This window comes from Umezawaea sp. Da 62-37 (assembly GCF_032460545.1).
GTDB lineage: Bacteria > Actinomycetota > Actinomycetes > Mycobacteriales > Pseudonocardiaceae > Umezawaea.
This window is the reverse complement of record NZ_CP135965.1, coordinates 10,160,093-10,183,665: the sequence shown is the minus strand read 5'-3', so window position 1 is coordinate 10,183,665 and position 23,573 is coordinate 10,160,093. Positions and strand designations below refer to the sequence as shown.

General features: G+C 72.9%; 10 protein-coding genes and 1 pseudogene. 4 read left to right on the top strand and 7 right to left on the bottom strand.

Annotation, left to right across the window (positions count from 1 at the left end):
- Positions 1–31: 31 nt before the first annotated feature.
- The 6 genes from RM788_RS45870 to RM788_RS45845 form a co-directional block, all read right to left on the bottom strand.
- A complete protein-coding gene (locus tag RM788_RS45870; protein ID WP_315927096.1) occupies positions 32–5,218 on the bottom strand; it encodes a type I polyketide synthase in 5,187 nt (1,728 codons plus the stop codon).
- A 164-nt stretch (positions 5,219–5,382) separates the two neighbouring features.
- Positions 5,383–6,285, bottom strand: a complete 903-nt coding sequence (locus RM788_RS45865) for a nucleotide disphospho-sugar-binding domain-containing protein (protein WP_315927094.1) — start codon at positions 6,283–6,285, stop codon at positions 5,383–5,385.
- A gap of 144 nt (positions 6,286–6,429) precedes the next feature.
- Positions 6,430–8,991, bottom strand: a complete 2,562-nt coding sequence (locus tag RM788_RS45860) for an FtsX-like permease family protein (protein WP_315927093.1) — start codon at positions 8,989–8,991, stop codon at positions 6,430–6,432.
- A complete protein-coding gene (locus RM788_RS45855) occupies positions 8,988–9,746 on the bottom strand; it encodes an ABC transporter ATP-binding protein (protein WP_315927091.1) in 759 nt (252 codons plus the stop codon). Before RM788_RS45855 ends, RM788_RS45860 begins: the two co-directional genes overlap by 4 nt.
- A 14-nt stretch (positions 9,747–9,760) precedes the next feature.
- Positions 9,761–9,940, bottom strand: coding sequence for a hypothetical protein (locus RM788_RS45850; RefSeq protein ID WP_315927089.1), 180 nt, complete (start codon positions 9,938–9,940; stop codon positions 9,761–9,763).
- 152 nt (positions 9,941–10,092) lie between these two features.
- Complete coding sequence (locus RM788_RS45845; protein ID WP_315927086.1) at positions 10,093–10,512, bottom strand: hypothetical protein; 420 nt, start codon at positions 10,510–10,512, stop codon at positions 10,093–10,095.
- A gap of 70 nt (positions 10,513–10,582) precedes the next feature.
- Here RM788_RS45845 and RM788_RS45840 point away from each other — a divergent pair, with 70 nt between their 5' ends.
- A complete protein-coding gene (locus RM788_RS45840; protein WP_315927084.1) occupies positions 10,583–11,350 on the top strand; it encodes a TetR/AcrR family transcriptional regulator in 768 nt (255 codons plus the stop codon).
- 32 nt (positions 11,351–11,382) lie between these two features.
- On the opposite strand, the pseudogene RM788_RS45835 reads toward RM788_RS45840, so the two are convergent.
- Positions 11,383–19,989, bottom strand: a pseudogene (locus tag RM788_RS45835) (SDR family NAD(P)-dependent oxidoreductase); the annotation flags it as partial.
- Between the two features lie 478 nt (positions 19,990–20,467).
- Between RM788_RS45835 and RM788_RS45830 the strand changes: the two are divergent.
- From RM788_RS45830 to RM788_RS45820, 3 genes are read left to right on the top strand one after another with little or no spacing between them, the layout of a single operon-like run.
- Positions 20,468–21,151, top strand: coding sequence for a PIG-L deacetylase family protein (locus RM788_RS45830; RefSeq protein WP_315927080.1), 684 nt, complete (start codon positions 20,468–20,470; stop codon positions 21,149–21,151).
- A gap of 47 nt (positions 21,152–21,198) precedes the next feature.
- Positions 21,199–22,491, top strand: coding sequence for a nucleotide sugar dehydrogenase (locus RM788_RS45825; RefSeq protein WP_315927078.1), 1,293 nt, complete (start codon positions 21,199–21,201; stop codon positions 22,489–22,491).
- 13 nt (positions 22,492–22,504) lie between these two features.
- Positions 22,505–23,467 (top strand): NAD-dependent epimerase/dehydratase family protein, encoded by a 963-nt coding sequence (locus tag RM788_RS45820; protein WP_315927076.1) that lies wholly within the window; start codon positions 22,505–22,507, stop codon positions 23,465–23,467.
- The last annotated feature ends 106 nt before the right edge of the window (positions 23,468–23,573 follow it).

Below are 23,573 nucleotides of genomic sequence, written 5' to 3'. Positions count from 1 at the left end.
AGCTTGTCCTCGTTCCCCATGGCTTTCGCGTTCATCTCATGCCCAATTCGTCGTCCAGCACGGCAAAGAGCTCGTCGTCGGTGGCTTCGTCCAGATGCGCGGCCTCGGCGCCGCCGGTGTTGGCGTCGGCCCACTTGCGGACCAGCGCGTCGAGCCGGGCGGTCACCTTCACGGTCGAGCCGTTGAGCGACCCGGCGCCCGCGAGCAGCGCCTCCAGGCGGTCGATCTCGGTGAGCAGCGGCTCGGCGGGACCGCGTCCCTGGCCGAGCAGCGCGTGCAGCCGCCTGGCGAGCGCGGCGGGCGTCGGGTGGTCGAACACGATGGTCGCGGTCAGCTTCAGGCCGGTCAGCGCGCCGAGCTGGTTGCGCAGCTCCACCGAGGTCAGGGAGTCGAAACCCATCTCCTGGAAGGCCCGCCCGGAGTCGACGGACGTTGCCGAAGCGAGCCCCAGCACCACCGCCACCTGGCCGGACACGACCTCCAGGAGGTGCGCCTCGCGTTCGGATTCCGGTAGCGCGGCCAGTCGGGCCGCCACGGCGCCGTCGCCCTTCGAGGCCGTTCGGCGCGGGGTCGCGGGCTTGACCAGCCCGCGCAGGATCGGCGGGAGGGTGTCGCCGCGGGCGCGCAGGGCCGGGAAGTCGAGCTTCACCGGGGCGAGCACGGCGTCGTCGGCGACGAGGCAGCTGTCGAGCAGGGCGAGGGCGTCGACGGTCGCCATCGGCGGGGTGCCGAGCCTGCGCAGGCGACGGAGGTCGGCCTCCTCCAGTTCTCCGGCCATGCCGCCGTCCTCGGCCCAGGCGCCCCAGTCCAGCGCCGTCGCCGGGAGTCCCTGGGCGTGGCGGTGGTGGGCCAGCTCGTCGAGGAAGGCGTTGGCGGCGGCGTACCCCGCCTGTCCGGCCGCGAGGACGGTGCTCGCGGCGGAGGAGAACAGGATGAACGCGTCGAGGTCCTTGGTGAGCTCGTGGAGGTTCCAGGCGCCGTCGACCTTCGGGGCGAAGACGCGGTCCAGCTCGTCGGCGGTGAGGTTCTCGACGCGACCGGCGGACGGGACGCCCGCGGCGTGCAGGACCGCGGTCAGCTCGACCCCGTCCACCAGTGCCCGCACCGCCTCGCGGTCGGTGACGTCGCAGGCGGTGATGGTGACCTCGGCGCCCAGCTCCGCGAGTTCGTCCCGCAGATCGGCCGCGCCGGGGGCGTCGGCGCCCCTGCGGCTGGTGAGCAGCAGGCGTCGGACACCGTGGTTGGCCACCAGGTGCTTCGCGACGACGGCGCCGAGCCCGCCCGTGCCGCCGGTGATGAGGACCGTGCCCTCGGGGTTCCAGCCCAGCTCACCGGACCGCGGCGGCGCCGCGACCAGGCGCGGCACCACGACCTCGCCGTCGCGGACGGCCACCTCGGGTTCGCCGCAGGCCAGCGCGGCGTCGACGTCGTCACCGTCGACGAGCACGAACCGGCCGGGGTTCTCGGCCTCGGCCGCTCGCACCAGGCCCCACACCGGGGCCATGGCCGGGTCGACGTCCTCGCCGTGCACCGACACCGCGCCACGCGTGACCACGGCCAGGCGGGTTCCGGGATCCGATTCCCGGATCGCGGCGAGCACCTGCAAGGTGACCGCGCGGGCCTGCTCCGGAACCCGGCCGTCCGGCTTCCCCACGTCCAGGACCTTCGTGGCACCGGTGTGCCCGGCACCGGACGCGGGCTCCCAGGCGACGCGGAACAGCGAGTTCGGCGCCAGGCGGTCGAGCGAGATCGGGCGCGCTGCCAGTGCTGCCACGGACAGCACCGGTGCTCCGGTGGCGTCGGCGATCCGCAGCGCGATGGTGTCCCGGCCGGTCGGCGACACGTGGACGCGCAGCGCGCCCGCCCCGGCGGCGTGCAGGGTCGTGCCGCTGAAGGAGAAGGGGAGCATCGGCCCGGCCTCGCCGTCCCGCGGGGCCGGACCGAGCAGCTGGGCGTGCATCGCGGCGTCGAGCAGTGCCGGGTGCAGGCCGTAGTCGCGAGCGTCGACACCGTCGGGGAGGGTGATCTCGGCGTACACCTCGTCACCGCGCCGCCACATCGCGCGCAGGCCCTGGAACGCCGGGCCGTAGTGGTAGCCCGCGTCGGCGAGTTCGGCGTAGGGGTCGGCGAGCGCGACCTCGACAGCACCCGCGGGCGGCCACTCGACGAGGTCGAACGAGGGCCCGTCCGCCTCGGCCGTCACGAACCCGTCGGCGTGGCGGATCCAGTCGTCCTCACCGTCGGGGCGCGAGTGGATGGTCACCCGCCTGCGGCCGTCGTCCTCGGCTTCGACGGAAACCTGGATCGCCGCGCCCGCGCCCTCGGCGAGGGTGAGCGGGGCCTGAAGCGTCAGCTCCTCGATCCCGGCGCAGCCGACCTCGTCGGCGGCGCGGCGCGCCAGCTCGACGAACGCCGTCCCCGGCAGCAGGACCGCGCCGAGCACCACGTGGTCGGCGACCCACGGCACCGCGGCCGCGGACAGCCGTCCGGTGAGCACCACCGCGTCCACCCCCGGCACCCGGACGACGGCGCTGAGCATCGGGTGCGCGGCGGCCTGCTGGCCGTGGTCCCCGGCGTCCCCGGTCGCGGTGGTGGCGGCCTGCCAGTAGCGGGTACGGCGGAAGGCGTAGGTGGGCAGCCCGACGCGGCGGGCGCCGGGGTAGAACGCCCGCCAGTCGACGGGAACCCCCCTGGCGTGCAGGCTCGCGACCGCGGTGACGACGGAGTGGGCCTCGTCGTGGTCCTGGCGCACGGCCGGGACGAAGAGGAGCGACTCGTCGTCGAGGGCGGTGCTCGCGGCCGTCGTGAGCACCGCCGCCGGGCCGATCTCGACGAACGTCCGGACGCCTTCGCCGACGAGGGAGCGCACGCCGTCGTCGAACCGGACGGTGGCGCGGACCTGGTCCACCCAGTACTCCGGCGTGGCGAGGTCGGCGTCGGGGGACGCGGTGGAGGTGATCGGGATCTCGGGCTTGGCGTAGGTGAGCTTCCCGGCCACGGCGGCGAACTCGGCCAGCATCGGCTCCACCAGCGGCGAGTGGAAGGCGTGCGAGACGCGCAGCTTCGACGTCCTGCGCCCTTCGAAGCGCGCGACGACGGCGGCGACGGCGTCCTCGGTGCCCGAGACCACCACCGAGTCGGGGCCGTTGATCGCCGCGATGCTCACCCCGGCCGTCAGCAACGGGATGAGTTCGGTCTCGGTGGCCTGGATCGCGACCATCGCGCCGCCCTCCGGCAGCGCTTGCATGAGCCGGGCGCGGGCGGTGACGAGCGTGCAGGCGTCGTCGAGCGAGAGGACGCCCGCGACGTGGGCCGCGGCCAGTTCGCCGATCGAGTGGCCGAGGAGGTGGTCGGGCCGGACGCCCCACGATTCGAGCAGCCGGTACAGCGCGACCTCGAACGCGAACAGCGCGGGCTGCGTGACACCGGTCCGCGCCAGCGCTTCGGCGTCGGCCAGCACCGCCCGGTCGAGGTCGAGCCCGTCGCACACGACCTGGAGGGCCTCGGCGAACACCGGGTACTTCGCGGCGAGGACCGCGCCCATCCCGGCGCGCTGGGCGCCCTGGCCGGTGAACAGGAAGGCCGTTCGGCCGGTGCCCCGGCGGTCGCGGACCACGTTCGGCGCGTCCCCGCCCTCGGCGAGCGCGAGCAGCCCGGTGAGCACCTCGGCGTTCCCGGAGCCGACGACGACGGCGCGGTGGTCCAGCGCCGAGCGGGTGGTGGCCAGGGAGAAACCGATGTCCTCCAGGGAGTTCCCCGCCTCGAAGCGGTCGACGAGCCGCTGGGCCTGTGCCGCGACGGCGGCCGCGGAGTCCGCCGAAACCGGCCACGCGACCACGGGGAGCTCGACCTGGCGCTCCGGCTCCTCGGGAGCGGGGTCCGCCTGTTCGATGATCACGTGGGCGTTGGTGCCGCTGATGCCGAACGACGACACCGCGCCCCGGCGGGGCCGCGCCACCGCGGGCCACTCGCGGGCCTCGGTGAGCAGTTCGACCGCCCCCGCCGACCAGTCGACGTGCGGCGACGGGGCGTCCACGTGCAGGGTCTTCGGCAGCACGCCGTGCCTGATGGCCTGCACGACCTTGATCACACCGCCGACACCGGCGGCCGCCTGCGTGTGCCCGATGTTGGACTTGAGCGAGCCGAGCCACAGCGGCGTCCCGCGGTGCTGACCGTAGGTCGCCAGCAGCGCCTGCGCCTCGATCGGGTCACCCAGCTTCGTGCCGGTGCCGTGGCCCTCGACCATGTCGACGTCCTTCTCGGACAGTCCGGCGTCGGCGAGCGCCCGCCGGATCACCCGCTGCTGCGCCGGGCCGTTGGGGACGGTCAGGCCGCTGGAGGCGCCGTCGGAGTTCACCGCGCTGCCGCGCACGACCGCGAGGACGTCGTGGCCGAGGCGCCGAGCGTCGGACAGGCGCTCGACGACGAGCACGCCGACGCCCTCGCCCCAGCCGGTGCCGTCGGCGCCGGCGGCGAAGGCCTTGCAACGGCCGTCGTCCGAGAGGCCGCGCTGCTCGCTGAAGTAGACGAACGTCTCGGGCGTCGCCATCACCGTGACGCCGCCGACGAGGGCCAACGAGCAGTCGCCGCGGCGCAGCGCCTGCGCGGCCCAGTGCAGGGCGACCAGCGAGGACGAGCACGCGGTGTCCACCGAGACCGCCGGTCCTTCCAGCCCGAGCGCGTAGGCGACCCGACCGGAGACGACGCTGCCCGCGGCGGCGTGGCCGGGGTAGTCGTGGTACATCACCCCGGCGAACACACCGGTGCCGCTGCCGCGCAGGGACTCCGGCACGATGCCCGCGCGTTCCAGCGCGGTCCAGGACGTCTCGAGCAGCAGCCGCTGCTGGGCGTCCATCGTGAGCGCCTCCCTCGGCGAGATCCCGAAGAACTCCGGGTCGAACTCCGCGGCGTCGTGGAGGAAACCGGCTTCGCGCGTGTTCGTGGTGCCGGGGCGCTCCCCCGCCGGGTCGTACAGCCGGTCCAGTGGCCAGCCGCGGTCGGTCGGGAACGCGCTGATCGCGTCGGTGCCGTCGTCGACCAGGTCCCAGAGGTCCTCCGGGGAGGAGACCCCTCCGGGGTAGCGGCAGTCCATGCCGACGATCGCGATCGGCTCGGCGTCGCGCTGCCGGACCTCGTGCAGGGCCCGCTTGGCCTCGCGCAGATCGGTGGTCGCGCGTTTCAGGTAGTCGAGCAGTTTCCGCTCGTTCTCGGCGCTCACGCCACTGCCCCCATTCCGGCGTTCGGCCGGGAAATAACAGAAGAAACGGTACTCACGTAATCGACCACCTAACCGCGAAAAGGGGTGGAAGGTGCCTCGTCGAAAACGCTACCGAGGTCTTGTCCACCACCCCACCCCTAATGGGTCCGGGGTGGCCCCTCAATTCAGCGGGTCAGTTCGGCCGCCATCGCGCGCGGCGCGGGCAGGGCGGCGATCTCGTCCCGCAGCGCGTGCGCGGCACCGCGGAGCGCGTCGTCCGCGGTCAGCTCCGGGATCCGCTCGGCGGATCCCACGTGGCCGGCACCGGCGGCGGCGATGCGCGCGGCGAGCGCCGATCCGGTCAGGGAGAGCTGCGGCAGGCCGTGCGCCGCCGCCGCGAGCGCGAGGGCGGCGTCGCCGTCGTGGACGACCGCGGCGCACGTCGGCAGCAGCGCGGCGGGCGGCGCGGAATCGACGAACCGCACGCCTGCCGGTACGGCGATCCCGGCGGGCACCCGGTCGGGATCGGTCGCGCACACGAACTCGACGTCCAGCCCGGCGACGGCGGCGAACACCGGCTCGAACAGCGTCGCGTCGGCGATCGAGAGCAGGACCCGGCTGCGCCTCGTCCTGCGGCGCAACCAGTTCGGCACCACGACGGGGCCGAAGTAGGGCACGTGCCGGACGGCGCGGGCTCCCGTGCCCGTGTCCCGCAGGGACGGCGGCACGGTGTCGAACGTCGTGTCGGCGGCTCCGGCGTCCGGCTCGTCCAGCGCTCCCAGCAACCGGACCGCGACGGCGTCGACGGCACGGGCGGCCAGCGTCCCCGCCTGCGCCCGCGCGTCGGAGACGACCACTTCCGGCCGCCACAACTCGGCGAACTCGACCAGCGCCGCGGACTCGGCGAGGCCGGCTGCGTCGCCATCTTCGAGGTCGACGGCGACACAGCCGGTGCGGAGCACCTCGTCGACGAACGACGACCGTCCGGCGATCTTCACGTCATGGCCCGCGGTCCGCAGCGCCCACGCCAGGGGCACCAGGTTGTGCAATCGCGCGGGCGACGACGGAACAGCCAGTAGTACGCGCATTGGAACCCACTCCAGAAAAGGAACCGGGCCTGCCCGGTGCGGATAGTCGAATTCGAGACTATCCACGCCGGGCAGGCCCGCGAACCCCTAAAAGAATTGTGCACGTTCCGGGAGGCTTCCACCCCGGAACGCGCACGAATCCCGCTACTGCCCCGGCAACGTGATCGCTTCGATCGGGCTGTGCCGCATGGCGAGGCGCGCGGCGAGCGCGGTCACCGGCCAGACGATCAGGAACACCGCGAGCACGACGGCCAGGAACACCCAGACCGGACCGGACGGGATGATCTCGCCGGTCGTGATCGCCATCGGCAACACGGTGAACAGCGAGATCCCGATGCCGAGCACCAGCCCGACCACCGCCACGATGCCGCCCTCGATGAACAGCATCCGCCGGACCTGCCCGCGGTCCGCGCCCGCGAGCCGCTGGGCGCCGAACTCCCGGCGACGGGCCAGCACGGCGACGGCCAGGGTGTTCACCGCCGCGATCGCCGCGTAGGCGATCGCCAGCACCGCCAGCAGGTAGTTGATCATCGCCTCGACGTCGGCGCCCGCCTGGAAACTCGCCAGCAGCGCGTCGTTGTCGCCGACGGAGACGCCCGGCCAGTCCCCCAGCCGGTCGGAGAGCGCGGACACGAGGTCGCTCGCGTCCTGCCCTTCGGCGGCCTTCACCAGCACCTGCGAGGGCAGGCCGGCGGTGGTGTGCGCGGCCAGGAGTTCGGCGGGCAGGACCATGCTCGCGTAGCTCGACGGGCTGTCGAGCAGCGCGACCACGGTGACCTGAGCCTGCGCCCCGTCACCGAGCCGCATGGTGATCTTGTCCTTGAGCTTGATCTCGAGGTCGTCCGCGACGTCCTGCGGCAGCGCGACCGAGTCGCCCTTGAGGTCCTTCAGCGAACCCTCGGTGACCTCGGTGCCGAGCACGGTGCCGCCCTGGTCCTCGGCGGCCACGCCCATCAGGCGCAGCGGGTCGCTGCCGTTGCCGTCGTAGGGCTGCTCGATCCAGCCGGAGCTGGTGATCAGCGGCGACGCGGTGCCGACACCCGGAGTGCTCCGGATCCGCTCGAACTCGTCCCGCGGGATCGCGCCGCTGCCCGCGCTGACCACCACGTCGGCCGTCAGCTGGTCGACGTAGGCCGCGACCTGGGCCTTCTGCGCGGTGGTCTCCGAGTACACGTTACCGAGCGCGACCGCCGTGGCGAGCGTGATCGGCGTGAGCGCCGCGGCGAACGCCACCGCGCGCACCCGTGAGTTGATCACCGCGAGGGCGGCGTCCCGGCCGCCGACCCGCCGGATGTGCGGACCGAAGCGGTCCGCGACGAAGGCCAGGATCTCCGGGCCGATCAGCGCCACCGCGATGGCTCCGGTGAGCACCGCCGGGCCGCCGATCGCGGACGCGATGTCCGCGGGCATGAACATCGTGGTGGCGGCGAGCAGCACCGTCGCGACGGCGCACACCCCCGCGGCCGTGCGGCGCAAGGGGTGCACCCGCGCACTCGGGATCGCGGCCTCGGCCAGCGCCTGGATCGGCCGGGCCCGCGACGCGGCCAGCGCGGCGATCCACGCGGCGGCGAAGACGATCAGGAGCGTCGCGATGACGCCCGCGCCGAAGGCGATGACGCTCTGCTGGAACACCAGCTCGTCCGGCGCGATGCCGAGCGACACGCTGGTGTCGAAGATCTGGTGGCCGAGCAGGCTGCCGAGGACCACGCCGCACAGCGCGGCGACCGCTCCGACGGCCATGGTCTCGGCGAGCACCATCCGGTGCACCTGCCTCGGCGTCGCGCCGGTGGCCCGCAGCAGCGCGAGCTCCTGCTTGCGCTGCTGGACCCCGAGGCTGATGGTCGCGGAAACGACCAGTGCCATGACCACCAGCACCATGCCGCCGAACACCGCGGCCAGCAGGATCAGCGGGAGCCTGCTGTTGTCGACGCCGAGGAACTCGGCCGCGCCGCGGTCGTCGCCGGTCAGCACGCTGACGCCGGGAACCTGCTCCGCGATGCGCGCGGCCAGCTCACCCGCGTCCACGCCTTCGGCCGGGAACACCCCGACGAGGTCGGAACGGCCCTGGCGCGGGGAGAACTCCCGCGCCTCGGAGGTCGAGAAGAAGAACGCGGGCGCCCGCACGGTCTGACCCGGCTCCGCGATCCCGCTGACGGTGAAGGACTCCTTCCGCCCGTCCACCGCGAGGTCGACCTTCCCACCGGCCTTGATCCCGGCCGTGGCCGCGGTGGCCGAGTCCACGACGACCTGGCCCGAGTTCGGCTGGTCGCCCTCGCGCAGGGCGTAGCCGCCGAGGGCGGCGGAGTCCCAGCCGTGTCCGGAAAGGACGGACGAGTCGACCGCCTGCGGTGCGCCGTCGCGCAGCAGCACCGCGGGGAACGACACGTCCGGGACGGCGCGCTGGACGCCTTGCACCGCACCGATCTTCGTGATCTGGTCGGCGGGCAGCCCGGCGCGCTCGGCGTACGGGACCACCTCCGACTCCTCGTCCGGCAGCTTGAACGCCGACGAGCCGCCGACCACGATCGGCGCCGCGGCGAGCCGTTGCGGCTGCGCCTGCAGGACGATCGCCGTCTCGAACAGACCGGCGCAGGCGATGAGCAGGCCGCAGCCGATCAGGATCGCGACGAACGACGCGAGCGACGCGGCCGCCCGGTACCGCAGGCTGGCCAGCGCCAGCTCCGTGACCACCCGCCGCGAACTCACCGCTGCCCCCGCGCCTGCTTGGCCCTGGCGCCCAACTGGGCCAGGGTCGACGCGATGGCCTCGACGCTCGGCGTCGCCGTCTGCGTCACGATCCGGCCGTCCACCAGGAAGAGCACGTTGTCGGAGAAGGACGCCGCCACCGGGTCGTGGGTGACCATCACGATGGTCTGGCCCGCGCTCACCAGCTCGCGCATCATGGTCAGCACCTCGAGCGCGGTGGTCGTGTCGAGCGCGCCGGTCGGTTCGTCGGCGAAGATCACCGAGGGTCGGCAGGCGATCGCGCGGGCGATGGCGACGCGCTGCTGCTGGCCGCCGGACAGCTCACCGGGGCGGTGGTTCACCCGCTCGGACAGCCCGACGCGCGCGATCACCTGGTTCACCCAGGCCTGATCCGGCTCGCGGCCCGCCAGCAGCGTCGGCAGGACGACGTTCTGCTCGACGTTCAGCGCGGGCATCAGGTTGAAGGACTGGAAGACGAACGCGACGTGCTCGCGGCGCAGCTCGGTCAGCTTGGTCTCGCTCTTGCCCTTCAGGTCGGTCCCCACCAGGGTGACGCGACCGGAGGTCGGCTCGTCCAGGCCCGCCGCGCAGTGCAGCAGCGTGCTCTTGCCGGAGCCCGACGGACCCATCACCGCGGTGAAGGTGCCCGCCGGGAAGTCGACGGTGACCCCCGCGAGCGCCTCCACGGCGTTCTCGCCGGAACCATAGGTCTTGTGCACCGAGTCCAACCGGACCGGCGACTCGACGGAAGTCATCGTGGGCACGTCGTTCACTCCGATCCCTTGCCGGCACGCCGCGCCGGGTCGAGGTACGACCACACCAGCAGGGCGACCCCGCCGATGACGATCGTCCACAGCCAGAACGGCGCCTTGAAGGACGAGCTGATCAGGCTCATGAGCAGCCAGATCACGAACTGGACGCCGCTGACGACCATCCAGATGATCGTCACGACCCGTCGGGCTGGACTACCCGATAACCGGGTCTCTTCTGCGTTCTCCGACATGACGCCCCCCTTTTCGACTTCGGCGGAGTCGACGAGATTAATAGTGCATGGCCGACACAGTTTATCGCAATGCCGACGGACGGGGAAGCCACCCCTACTCAGGCGGCGCCGTCGGCGGCGATCCGCAGCCTGCGGACCCGGTCGCGGGCAGCCCACACGCCCGCCACCAGCACCCCGCTGCCGAGCACCACGCAGATCAGCCAGAGCGGGTTCCACTGCCCGTCGATCAACCCGATGAGCAGCCAGACGACGAAGTTGGCGACGCTGAGGAACACCCACAGCGCACCCGCGACCTGCGGCGCCACGTGGAGCACCGGCGGGACCATCCCCTCACCCCGACCCCTGACCGCGACGCGCAGCGCGGTGTGCGTGGTGGCGAGCCGGACGCGGGCGAGCCGCCGGGCGGCCTCCTCGCTGTCGTACTCGCCGGTCGCTCGGGCGTGCTCGACCTCGGTGGCCGCCAACTTCCGGTCCAGTTCGGTGACAGGGCCCAACCCGAACCGATTGTTCTCGCTCACATCGACTCGCCCCCAGCTCTGATCAGTGCAAGACTTGCACAGTTTACCGAATCAGACCGCGGAGCGATAGATGCCGACCGAACCCGAGCCGGACGGACGTCCGGACCTGCCGCCAGGGCTGGCCCCGGCGTGGGTTGCCGCGCCGAGGCCCCGCCGCGGTCCCAAGCCCTCCCACAGCGTGCCCCAGATCGTGGCCGCCGCCGTCGAACTCGCCGACGCCGACGGCCTGGCCGCGGCGTCGCTGCCCAACATCGCCGCTTCGCTCGGCCTGACCACCAACGCGTTGTACCGCTACGTCGGCTCGAAGGACGAACTGCTGGTCCTGTTGGCGGACACGGGTTTCGGCCCACCGCCACCACTGGGCGGCGCGGACTGGCGGACCACCGCGCGGGCCTGGGCGCACGCCGCGCTGGAGCGCTACCGCGCCCGCCCCTGGCTGCTGGACCTCCCGTTCCGCGGCAGCGCGGTCACCCCGCACCGCCTGCGCTGGACCGAACTGCTGCTGGCGGCCATGCCGACGACCGGACTGTCCGGTGTGGACGCGATCGGCTGCGTCCTGCTGGTGGAGGACTTCACCCGCGCCACGGCCGAACGCCTCCGGGCGGCCTCCGACCCGGACTCGGCCGACTTCCCCTCGCGGGCCACCGATGTCCGCTCGTTCCTCCGACCGCGTCTGGCCGAGAGCGACTACACCCGGTTGGCCACCCTCGCCGCCCAGGGCGACTACCCCCCGGCCAGTTCGGTGGACTTCGGCCTGGACCTGGTCCTGGACGGCATCGCGGGGCTCCTCGCCGCCTCCCGCACCCGACGCGCGAGCCGGAAGGGCGGCGCCCCGTAGGGAAGTCGGGGTCGCCGCCCTGGCGGAGGGGATCAGGAAAGTGCGCCGAGCCAGGTGTCCACGGCCTTCGCCGTGGTCTCGGCGTCGGTGTCGACGAGGCTGAAGTGGTCACCCGGCACCGTGATGACCGCGTCGGCCCGGTGCCAGGTCGTGCGCCACGTCGACGGGTCCTCGCCCGCGCCACTGGGAGAAGATCCGGTGGTGAAGCGGTGTTCGGGCTGGACCAGCACCGTCGTCGCGGCCACCTCGCCCAGCACGGCCGACTCCAGCAGACCGAGGTAGCACGCCATCGCGGTCAGCTTGTCGCGGTCGAACGGGCCGTACTGCTCCTCGCGTTCGAGCATGCCCGTCGCCATGTCCGCCACCGTGCCCGCGGTCGCGTCGCCGCCGCCGTCCATCTCGTAGCTGTCCAGCAGCACGACGGCCGCCGGGGCGAGGCCGGACTTCTCCAGCCGCGCCGCCAGCGCGTAGGCCAGCACGCCGCCGGAGGAGTAGCCGAGCAACGCGAACGGCGCGTCGCCCGCACCCAGCCGGACGCTCTCCTCCAGCACCTCCAGCAGCGCGTCGAGGTCTGCGGGCAGCCGCTCGCCCGCGTGGAATCCCGGCATCGGCAGCGCGGAGAGCCCGCGCTTGCCGCGGAACCGGGCCGCGAGCTTCGCGTACTGGTACTCCCCGCCCATCGCCGCGGGTGGCGGCACGGCCAGCAGTCGCGGGCCGTCCGGACCGTCGGCCAGCGCCAGCGGACGCGGTGCCGCGCCGAGGTCGGCCAGACCGCCGAACTTCGGCCGCAGGTCCGCCGCCGCGCTCAGCAGCGCGATGCCGCCCTCGACCCGGCCACCGCGGACCGCCTCGAAGAACAGCTCCTTCACCGGGTCCCCGGCGGGCGCGGCCGGAGCCGTGCCGGTCAGCAGGCCCAGCAGGTGCGCCGCCAGCCCTGTCGGGGTCCGGTGCTCGAACACCACCGAGGCGCCCAGCGCGACCCCGGCCGCGCTCGCGATCCGGTTCCGCAGCTTCACGGCCGTCAGCGAGTCGAAGCCGAACTCCAGGAAGTGCGCCTCCGGGTCGATCTGGTCCGCGTCGGCGTAGCCGAGCAGGCCCGCCGCTTCCGCGAGGACGAACCGCAGCAGCCCCTCCCCGGTCAGCTCAAGGGGAACCGGCGCGGTCTCCTCGGTGACCGCGGACCGCGGGGAGGGCAGTTCGTGGTCGCCGACGGCATGGCGGGCCTCCATGTCGACCGCGGGCCAGTAGCGGGTGCGGTGGAAGGCGTAGTCCGGCAGCGGCACGATCTTCGCCGTGCGACCGGCGAACATGCGCGTCACGTCGATCCCCGCGCCCAGCACGTGCAACCGGCCGGCGGCCAGCAGCACGGAGCGCGTCTCGGGCCGCACCCGCACGAGGACGGCGTCGTCCTCGTGCTCGACGCCCGTGCCCAGGTCCACGAGCCGCGTCGCCCCGGTCGCCCGGACGGCGTCCGCCAACCGCCCGGTCCCGCGGCAGTGGGCCACCCAGTGCGCCGGGTCGCGGAGATCGGCCGGGCCACCGGTCACGGTGGACATGACGGGAACGCGCGGTTCGCCGTAGGTGAGCCCCTTCGCGATGTCGGCCAGCTCGTCCAGCAGGTCGTCGTCGAGCGCCTCACCGGCGGGCACCTCGGCCATCAGCTGGCCGCGGTGGGCGACCAGTTCCACGGCGTCCTCCAGGGACAGCACCCCGGCCAGGTGCGCGGCGGCGATCTCGCCGACGGAGTGACCCACCAGCACGTCGGGCCGCTGGCCCCACCCTTCCAGCAGGCGGGCCAGCGCGACCCCGGTGGTGAACACCGCGGCCTGGCCGAACTCGGTCCGGTCGAGCAGCTGCGCGGTGACCGACCCGGCCTCGGCGAACATCACCTCGCGCAGCGAGCGGCCGAGGTGGTCGTCGAACCCGTTCGCCACGCGGTCGAACTCCCTGGCGAAGACCGGGAAGTCGGCGTGAAGCCCGGCGCCCATCCCCGGCCGCCGAGCCTCCTCGCCGGGGAGCAGGAACGCCGTGGTGCCAACCGAACGCGCGCGTCCCGTGTCCGCACCCTCCAAAGTGGACAGCGCGGCGCGCACCTCGTCGAGGTCGGCTCCGACGATCGCGGCCCGGTGGCCGAACAGCGGGCGGTGCCTCGCCAGCGAGTAGGCGACGTCCAGCAGGTCCTGTTCGCCGTCCAGGTGCGCGAGCAGGGCACGTGCCTGGTCCGGCAGGGCGGCGGCGGTCCTGGCCGAGAGCACGAGCGGCGGCAGCACGCCGCCGCGGTCCTCGACCGGCTCGCTCGTCGGGACCTCGACGACCGGCGCCTGCTCCAGGATCACGTGCGCGTTGGTGCCGCTGTAGCCGAACGCCGACACCGCCGCCCGGCGCGGACGCGCGACCTCGGGCCACGGCCGCGCCCGGTCGAGCAGCCGGACCGTGCCCGCCGCCCAGTCCACGTCGGCGGTCGGCTCGGTGACGTGCAGCGTGGCGGGCAGCACGCCGTGGCGCATCGCCTGCACCATCTTGATCACTCCCGCGATGCCGGCCGCGGCCTGGGTGTGGCCGATGTTGGACTTCACCGACCCGAGCCACAGCGGCTGGTCGACGGACCGCTCCTTGCCGTAGGTGGCCAGCAGCGCCGACGTCTCGATCCGGTCGCCCAGCGGGGTGCTGGACCCGTGGCCCTCGACGGCGTCCACTTCGGACGGTTCCAGGCCGGCGGTGGCCAGTGCCCGGCGGATCAGCCGCTCCTGGGCGGACCCGCTCGGCGCGGTGAGGCCGTTGGACGCGCCATCGGCGTTGATGGCGCTGGACTTGACGACCGCCAGCACGTCGTGGCCGTGGCGGCGCGCGTCGGAAAGCCGCTCCACCACCAGGACGCCGACGCCCTCGCCCCAGCCGAAGCCGTCGGCCGCGGCCGAGTAGGGCTTGCAACGGCCGTCGCGGGCCACCGCGCCGTCCACGAACTGCGCGAACGGCGCGGGCGAGACGAGCGCGGACACCCCGGCGACCAGCGCCAGCGAGCAGTCCCCGCTCCGCAGCGCCTGCCCGGCCTGGTGCAGCGCGACCAGTGAGGATGAGCACGCCGTGTCCACCGACACCGCCGGGCCCTCGAGGCCGAACACGTAGGCGACGCGGCCGGAGACCACGCTGCTCAGCGCGCCCGAACCGCGGTAGATGCCGCCGCCCTGCGCGAGCGCGTCACCGGGGTCGTAGTCGGTCTGCATCACGCCGACGAACACGCCGGTGGTGCTCCCCTTGAGCGACAACGGGTCCACCCCGGCGCTCTGCAGAGCCGTCCAGGAGGACTCGAGCAGGATCCGCTGCTGGGGATCCATCATCACGGCCTCGTTGGGGCTGATGCCGAAGAACGCGGCGTCGAAATCGGTGGCGTCGCGGACGAACCCGCCCTGCGGCGTGCCGCCGTCCGGCGCGACCTGCGGCAGCCAGTGGTCCATGTCCCAGGCGCGGTCCTCGGGGAAGTCCCCGATCCCGTCGCCGCCCTCGGCGACCAGCCGCCACAGGTCGTCCGGGGTGCCGACGCCTCCGGGGAACCGGCAGGCCATGCCGACGATCGCGATCGGCTCGTCGGCGCCCGCGGTCGCGAAGACCTCCTCGGGCTCCCCCGCGTCGCCGATCTCGCCCAGCAGCGACTCGTGCAGGTGCGCCGCGAGGTCACCCGCGGTCGGGTGGTCGAAGACGAGCGTCGCGGTCAGGCTCAGGCCGGTGGCCTCGTTGAGCGCGTTGCGCAGCTCGACCGCAGTCAGGGAGTCGAACCCGAGGTCCTTGAACGCGCGGTCGACGTCGAGCAGGTCGGACGAACCGTGGCCGAGCACCGCGGCCGCGTGCTGGACCACCAGGTCGCGCAGGTGGTCGAGGCGCTTGTCCGCGGGCAGCCGGACCAGTCTGCCCAGCAACGAGTCCACGCCGCCCTCGCGGTCGGACACCGTGCGCCGCGCCGCGGGGACGAGGCCGCGCAGCAGGTCGGGAACGCCGTCGGCGGTGCGCCACGCGGGCAGGTCGAGCTTGATCGGGACGTACACGTCGCCCGCCGCGCCGACCGCGGTGTCGAACAGCGCCAGGCCCTCTTCCACGCCGAAGGCGCCGAGGCCGCGCTTGCCGTGGGTTTCCCCGGCCATGCCCGCCGTCGACTCCCACATGCCCCACGCCAGCGAGTGCGCGGGCTTGCCCTCGGCGCGGCGCACCGCGGTGAGGGCGTCCAGGAACGCGTTGGCGGCGGCGTAGTTCGCCTGGCCCGGAGCACCAAGCACACCTGCTGCCGAGGAGAACGCGACGAACGCGGTGAGGTCGCCCGCCAGCTCGTGCAGGTGCCAGGCCGCCAGTGCCTTCGGGTCGAAGACGGCGTCGACGCGCTCGGGCGTCATCGAGGTGAGGACACCGTCGTCGAGCACACCGGCCGCGTGGACGACCGCGTTCACCGGGTGCTTCTTCAGCAGCGCCTTGACCTTCGCCCGGTTGGCGAGGTCGACGGCCACGACGGTCGCCTTCGCGCCCAGTTCCGCCAGTTCGGCCACGAGTTCGGCGGCGCCGTCGGCCTTGGGTCCACGGCGACTCGCGATCACGAGGTCCTTGACGCCGTGCTGCCGCACGAGGTGCTTGGCGATGAGCTTGCCCAGCGCGCCGGTGCCACCCGAGATCAGCACGGTGCCCCAGTCGGGCGCCTCGGCGGGTTCCGGTACCGCCTTGACCAGCCGCGGCACGGACACCCCGCCGGCGGTGATGCGGACCGAGGACTCGTCGGCGGCGGAGATCGCGGCGAGTTGCGCGGGCGTCGCGGCGCCCTCGACGAGGATGATCCGGCCGGGGTTCTCGACCGCGGCGGAGCGGACGAGCCCGGCCACGGCGGCCCCGGCCAGGTCGTCGCGGGTCACGACGAGCAGGTGGCCGGACCCGGCTTCGGAGAGCCAGGACCGCACCGCGGACAGCGCGCTGTGGACGGCCTGCCTCGCCGCGATCGCGTCCGTTCCCGGTGCGACCTCGTGCACGACGAGGTCGGGAGTCCCGGTGACGTCCGGCAGCGTGGCCGGGACCCAGTCGATCCGGTAGAGGGAGTCGGTGCCGCCGGGAACCGCGCGGGCAGCGGCGAGCTGCTCCTCGCTGATCCGGCGCAGTGCCAGCGAGCCGACCCTGGCGACCGGCGCCCCCGTCGAGTCGGCCAGCCGCAGCTCGACGGCCTGCTCCCCGATCGGGCGGAGGTGCACCCGCAGCGAGGACGCGCCTGCGGCCAGCAGTTCGACGTCGGACCAGGAGTACGGCAGCACGGTGCCCTCCCCCGCGGCGCCGCTGAGCCCGATGGCGTGCAGGGTCGCGTCGAAGACCGCGGGGTGCAGGCCGAACGCCTCGGCGCCGAGCCTGTCCTGCTCGGGCAGGGCGACCTCGGCGTAGACGTCGTCACCCGAGCGCCAGACCGCGCGCAGGCCCTGGAACATCGGACCGTAAGCCATGCCGTGCTCGGCCAGCACCTCGTACATGCCGTCGATGTCGACCACCTCGGCACCGGCGGGCGGCCAGGCGCCGAGGTCGAACGCGACACCGGCCGTGGCGGGCGCGAGCGTGCCGTCCGCGTGCCGGGCCCAGCCACCCGTGGCGGTGAGGTCGTCCGGTCGCGAGTGGACGCTGATCGGGCGGGACCCGTCGGCGGCGGGCGTGCCGACGCGCACCTGGATGCGGGCGGCGCCCTTCGCCGGGAGCACCAGCGGGGCGTGCAGCGTCAGGTCCCGGACGCGGCCGCAGCCCACCTCGTCGCCCGCCCGGACGGCGAGTTCGACGAAAGCGGTGCCGGGCAGCAGGACCGCGCCGCCGATCACGTGGTCGTTCAGCCACGGGTGGGTGGTGGCGGAGATCCGGCCGGACAGCACCACCCCGTCGGCGTCGGCCAGCAGGGTGGCCGCGCCGAGCAGCGGGTGGTCGACCGGGTCGAGGCCGATGGCGGTGAGGTCACCGGACTCCGACGACAACTCCAGCCAGAACCGCTGGTGCTGGAAGGCGTAGGTCGGCAGGTCCACCCGGTTCGCGCCGCGGGCGGCGAAGTGCGCGGACCAGTCCGGCACCACCCCCCGCACGTGCAGGGCCGCGAGCGCGGTGGCGAGCGCGACGTCCTCCGGGACGTCCCGGCGCTGTGCCGCCACGACGACCGCGGTGCCGTCGACGGACTGCGGGACCGCGGCGGTCAGCGGCGCGTCCGGGCCCAGCTCCAGGAACCGGTTGACGCCCTGGTCGGCCAGCGCGCGCACGGCGTCGGCGAACCGGACCGGCTGCCGGACGTTGCGCACCCAGTGCTCGGGGTCGGTCAGCTCGGCGCCGACCTCCCCGCCGGTGACACCGGAGACGACGGTCAGTTCGGGCCGCGAGTAGGTGATGGACCGGGCCACGGCGCGGAACTCCGCGATCATCGGCTCCATCAGGCGCGAGTGGAAGGCGTGCGAGACCCGCAGCCGGGTCGTGCGCCGTCCGGCGTCGGTGAACTTCGCGGCCACCGCGAGCACGGAGGCCTCGTCACCGGAGAGGACCACGGAGCGCGGACCGTTGACGGCGGCGATGTCGACCGTTCCCCGCGGGTCGTGGGCGGCGACCTCGTCGGCCGTGCCCTCGACGGCGACCATCGCGCCCCCGGCGGGCAGCGCCTGCATCAGGCGGCCGCGGGCGGCGACCAGCTCGGCGGCGTCGGCGAGGGAGAACACGCCCGCGCAGTGCGCCGCCGCCAGTTCGCCGATGGAGTGGCCGCACACCGCGTCGGGGACCAGGCCCCACGACTCGACGAGCCGGAACAGCGCGACCTCGAAGGCGAACAGGGCCGCTTGCGTGTTCCCGGTCCGGGACAGGGCTTCCTCGTCGTCGTGGATCACCTCGAGGATCGGGCGGTCCAGGTGCTTGTCCAACTCGGCGCAGGCGTCGGCGTACGCCTGGGCGAAGCGCGGGTACGCGGCGGCCAACTCCCGGCCCATGCCGGAACGCTGGGAACCCTGGCCGGAGAACAGGAACGCGGTGCTCGTCTCGCCGCGGGCGAGGCCGGTCAGCGCGCCCGGCTCGCCGTCCGCGAACCCGCGCAGCGCGGCGAGCAGTTCGGTGCGGTCGCGCCCCACGACGGCCGCGCGGTGGTCGAGGTGCGTCCGCCCGGCGGCCAGCGTGCGGGCGACGTCGAGCGGCTCCAGGGGGTTTTCGGCGAGGTGGTCGGCCAACCGCGCGGCCTGCGCCCGCAACGCCTGCGGCGTCCGGCCGGACAGCACGAACGGGACCGCGGCGGTGTCACGCGGTGTTCCTCCGGCGGCGTCGGGTTCCGGGGCCTCTTCGAGGATGACGTGCGCGTTGGTGCCGCTCAGGCCGAAGCACGAGACCGCGCCGCGCCGCGGGTGGCCGTTGCGCTCCCACGTCCGCCGCTCGGTGAGCAGCTCGACCTGCCCGACGCCCCAGTCGACCTGCCGGGTCGGCTGGTCGACGTGCAGCGTCCGCGGCATCACGCCGTTGTTCAGCGACAGCACGATCTTCAGCACCCCGGCGATCCCGGACGCGGCCTGGGTGTGGCCGACGTTGGACTTGACCGAACCCAGCCACAGCGGGGAGTTCTCGGCCCGGCCCTGGCCGTAGGTCGCGAGCAGCGCGTGCGCCTCGATCGGGTCGCCGAGCTTGGTCGCGGTGCCGTGCGCCTCGACGACGTCGACCTCGTCGGGGGTGAGACGGGCGTTGGCGAGCGCCTGGCGGATCACGCGCTGCTGGGCGGGGCCGTTGGGCGCGGTCATGCCGTTGGACGCGCCGTCCTGGTTGATCGCGGTGCCGCGGACGACCGCGAGCACGGGGTGGCCGTTGCGGCGGGCGTCTGAAAGCCTTTCCACCAGCAGCATCCCGCAGCCCTCCGACCAGCCGGTGCCGTCGGCGGAGTCGGCGAACGGGCGGCAGCGGGCGCTGCGGGAGAGCGTGCCGTCGAGGCTGAACTCGACGAACGTGCGCGGCGTCGACATCACCGAGACACCGCCCGCGAGCGCGAGCGAGCACTCGCCGCCGCGCAGCGCCTGCACCGCCATGTGCAGCGCGACCAGCGAGGAGGAGCACGCGGTGTCGACGGTGACCGCGGGCCCTTCCAGGCCGAAGGTGTAGGCGAGCCTGCCGGAGATGACCCCGGAGGACCCGTAGCTGCCCTGGTAGTTGTGGTACATCGTCCCGGCGAACACGCCGGTGGCGCTGCCCTTCACCGAGTGCGGCGCGATACCCGCGCGCTCGAAGGCCTCCCACGACGTTTCCAGCAGGAGCCGTTGCTGCGGGTCCATGAGCAGTGCCTCGCGCGGGCTGATGCCGAACAGGTCGGCGTCGAAGTCCAAGGCGTCGTGGAGGAAACCGCCTTCCCTGACGTAGCTCGACCCCGGACGTTCACCGGTCGAGTCGTAGAGCCGCTCCAGGTCCCAGCCGCGGTTGCCGGGGAACTCCCCGATCGCGTCGACTCCCCCGTCCAGCAGCCGCCAGAACTCCTCGGGGGTCGTGGCTCCACCGGGGAACCGGCAGGCCATGCCGATGATCGCGATCGGCTCTCGCGCGGCTTCGGTCAGCCGCCGGTTCTTCTCCCGCAGCCGTTCGCTCTCCTTGAGGGAGGCACGGAGCGCACCGACCAGCTTGTCCTCGGAGTTGCCCACGAGTCCTCTTTCCTTCCACGTCGCCTGCACTGGAAAGGGGGATCTCGTGCCCCCACAGCAATGCACGTGACGATACGAGCGCGCCGCGGGCCCACCCACCCCTAAGATCCGGGCGACGGGATTGCGCCCCTAACCTTCGACAAGTCGTCCACGGGGTGCGGCGCGGTCGGACGAGCCGCGGCCGCTCGTGGACGGGAACGGCTTCCCGACCCCTAAACGTCCAATGGTGGATTAACAGCGAGGTCTCGCTCCACAACGACGCCATGGCCTGCCCGTGCGGTCGCCACCGCCCCCACGCACCGGGTTCGCACCCCGACCAAGGTCCGCTTTAGACGGTCTTTAGGGGTTGTCGGAGCCGATCCGCGGATGACAGGTTTTCGGCAGACCTCCCGGCTCGTGATGCCGCGCTCGCCACCTCGATCGGCGACGGCCGGTTCGGGAAATGGCCCACCCACAGGACTAAGGCTGGGGATCCGGTATGCGTAGGAAAATGCACAAGCTGCTGGTCGTGGGAGCCCACGGCGACGACGAGACGCTGGGCGCGGGCGGCACCATCGCCCGGCTCGCCGACGAGGGCGTGGTGATCTCGCTCTGCGTCCTGACCAACGACGACGGCTCGCGGTCGCCGAACGGCGCCGGGGTCGTCAACCGCACCGACGCGATCGAGCTGGCCGCGAAGACGCTGGGCATCGAACGGGTGCGGATCAACGAGTTCGGGGACAACCGCCTCGACACCATCGGCCACCTCGAGCTCAACCGGGTCGTGGAGAACGAGGTCCGGGACTTCGAGCCCGACACGATCCTCACCACGAGCATGTGCGACCTGAGCACCGACCACGCGCTGGTCAGCCGGGCCGCACGGGTGGCGGGCAGGCCCGGCAAGGGCAGCGTGCTGGAGGTGCGGACCTTCGAGATCCGCTCGGCCACCGACGTGGGCGAGGCGTCCGGGCTGCCGGTCACCTTCCGCCCTAACTGCTGGCAGCGCCTCGACGAGTCGCACGTCGAGCGCAAGATCGAAGCGCTGCGCGCGTACGGCAAGGAACTCGAGCCCTGGCCCAACCCGCGCAGCGAACGGGGTGTCCGAGCCCTGGCCGAATACCGCGGTTCGCAGATCTCCGCCGGCCTCGCCGAAGCGTTCGAGATCGTCCGGATCGTGCACTGACCTCGCCCCAGACCACTTCCTGCCGCACCTAGAGACGGGTGAACGGAATGACCAGTACTGTCGCTGAATACGAGATCCTGGCCCAGCTGAACGAGTTGACGTCCGTCGCGGTCATCGGGATGGGTTACGTCGGCCTCCCGACCGCGCTCGGACTGCACGAGAGCGGCGTCCAGGTGATCGGCATAGACCTGTCGCAGAACCGCCTGGACGCGATCCGCTCCGGGGAGGTCGACCTGATCGAGGCCGACCACCGCCGACTGGAGAAGGCCGTGCACCAGGAGGACTTCCAGCTCACCGCGGACTCGGCGCGGATGGCCGAGGCCGACGCGGTGCTGGTGTGCGTGCCGACCGGGCTGGACGAGTACCTGATGCCCGACCTCGGCCCGCTGGAGAGCGCCTGCGGGGCGCTGGTCGAACACGCCCGTGCGGGCCAGACGCTGATCCTCACCTCCACCAGCTACGTCGGCACCGCCGGCCGGATGCTGGTGAAGCCGTTGACCGCCAAGGGGTTCAAGGTCGGCCGCGACATCTTCATCGCGTCCAGCCCCGAGCGCATCGACCCCGGCAACTCCAAGCACACGCAGCAGGAGACCCCGCGCGTCCTGGGCGGTGTGACCCCGACCTGCACCGCGATGGCGCAGCGCGTGATCAACCTGCTGACCCCGCAGGTCTACTGCGTCAGCTCGGCGGAGGTGGCCGAACTGACCAAGTTGTACGAGAACACCTTCCGCGCGGTGAACATCGCGCTGGCCAACGAGTTCGCGGAGATCAGCGAGGGCTTCTCGATCGACCCCATCGAGGTGATCGAGGCGGCGGCGAGCAAGCCCTACGGCTTCATGGCCTTCCACCCCGGTCCCGGCGTCGGCGGCCACTGCATCCCGTGCGACCCGCACTACCTGCTCTGGCAGCTCCGCGCGACGCGGAGCAACGCGCCGCTCGTCACCCAGGCCATGCACGCCATCGCGGAGCGACCGAAGCAGGTCGTCGAGCGAGTGGTGAACACGCTGTCCCGCAACGGGAAGGGCATGGCGGGCGCCCGCGTGCTGGTGGTCGGCGTGACGTACAAGCCCGGCGTCCAGGACGTCCGGTCCTCGTCCGCCCTGGACATCATCGACCTGCTGGCGGTGAAGGGCGCGAAGGTCGACTACTGCGACCCGCTGGTGCCGAACATCCGCGTCAAGGGCGGCTCGCTGGACAGCGTCGTCGAGCCGAACGGCGGCGACTGGGACGTCGCGCTGATCCACACCGTCCAGCCCGGCCACAACTACGACTGGCTCTCGCGGTGCGCGATCGTCATCGACGCCACCTACCGCTTCAACCCCGCGCTGTTCACGAACTGAGAGGACTTCCGACGTGCGTTATCTGATCACCGGCGGCGCCGGGTTCATCGGCTCCCACCTGACCGGGCACCTGCTGGAGCGCGGCCACGAGGTCGTCGCGCTCGACAACCTCAGCACCGGCACGCTCGACAACCTCGCCGACTACCGGGACAACCCCGGCTTCCGCTTCGTGCGCGGCTCGGTGACCGATCCGGCGGCGGTCGAATCGTGCATGGCGGGCGTCGAGGCGGTCTTCCACCTCGCGGCCGCGGTCGGCGTCTTCACCATCCTCGACAAGACGCTGGAAAGCCTTCGCACCAACCTGCACGGCACGGAGAACCTGCTGGACGCCGCGCTGCGGCACGACGTGCCGATCCTGGTGGCGTCCACCAGCGAGATCTACGGCAAGAACACCGCCAACGGCCTCACCGAGGAGGCCGACCGGATCATCGGCTCGCCGCTGAAGAACCGGTGGTCCTACGCCGAGGCCAAGGCGCTGGACGAGACGTTCGCCTACCTGTACGCGGTCGAGCACGGCCTGCGCACGGTGATCGTCCGGCCGTTCAACACGGTCGGCCCCCGCCAGACCGGTCGCTACGGCATGGTCATCCCGCGCTTCGTCACGCAGGCGCTGGCGGGCGAGCCGATCACGGTGTTCGGCGACGGCCAGCAGACGCGCTGCTTCTGCCACGTCCACGACGTCGTGCCCGCGCTGGTGGCGCTGCTGTCCGACGAGACCGCCTACGGCAAGGTCTTCAACCTCGGCAGCACCGAGCAGACGACCATCGCCCAGCTCGCCGAGCGGGTGATCTCCGCGACGGGTTCGTCGAGCACCATCGCGAAGGTGCCGTACGAGGAGGCCTACGGCGACGGCTACGAGGACATGCACCGCCGCATTCCCGACTGCACCCGCGCGTTCGAGCAGATCGGCTTCGCTCCGACCCGCACGCTGGACGACATCATCGAAGCGGTCGTCGCGGACCGGGGCGGCTCCTGACCCGCCGCCGAGGGGCGCGGTCGCCAGAGCGCCGCGGTGGGGCACAAAGGCCTCCGGGGCCGGTGCGGATCTCGCGATCCACGCCGACCCCGGAGGCCTTCCACTT

What these genes read in the sequence shown, in the direction of transcription:
- RM788_RS45865 (WP_315927094.1), bottom strand. Translation starts at nt 6,285, where the DNA reads ATGCGCGTACTACTGGCTGTTCCGTCGTCGCCCGCGCGATTGCACAAC.
- RM788_RS45855 (WP_315927091.1), bottom strand. Translation starts at nt 9,746, where the DNA reads ATGACTTCCGTCGAGTCGCCGGTCCGGTTGGACTCGGTGCACAAGACC.
- RM788_RS45840 (WP_315927084.1), top strand. Translation starts at nt 10,583, where the DNA reads ATGCCGACCGAACCCGAGCCGGACGGACGTCCGGACCTGCCGCCAGGG.
- RM788_RS45830 (WP_315927080.1), top strand. Translation starts at nt 20,468, where the DNA reads ATGCGTAGGAAAATGCACAAGCTGCTGGTCGTGGGAGCCCACGGCGAC.
- RM788_RS45825 (WP_315927078.1), top strand. Translation starts at nt 21,199, where the DNA reads ATGACCAGTACTGTCGCTGAATACGAGATCCTGGCCCAGCTGAACGAG.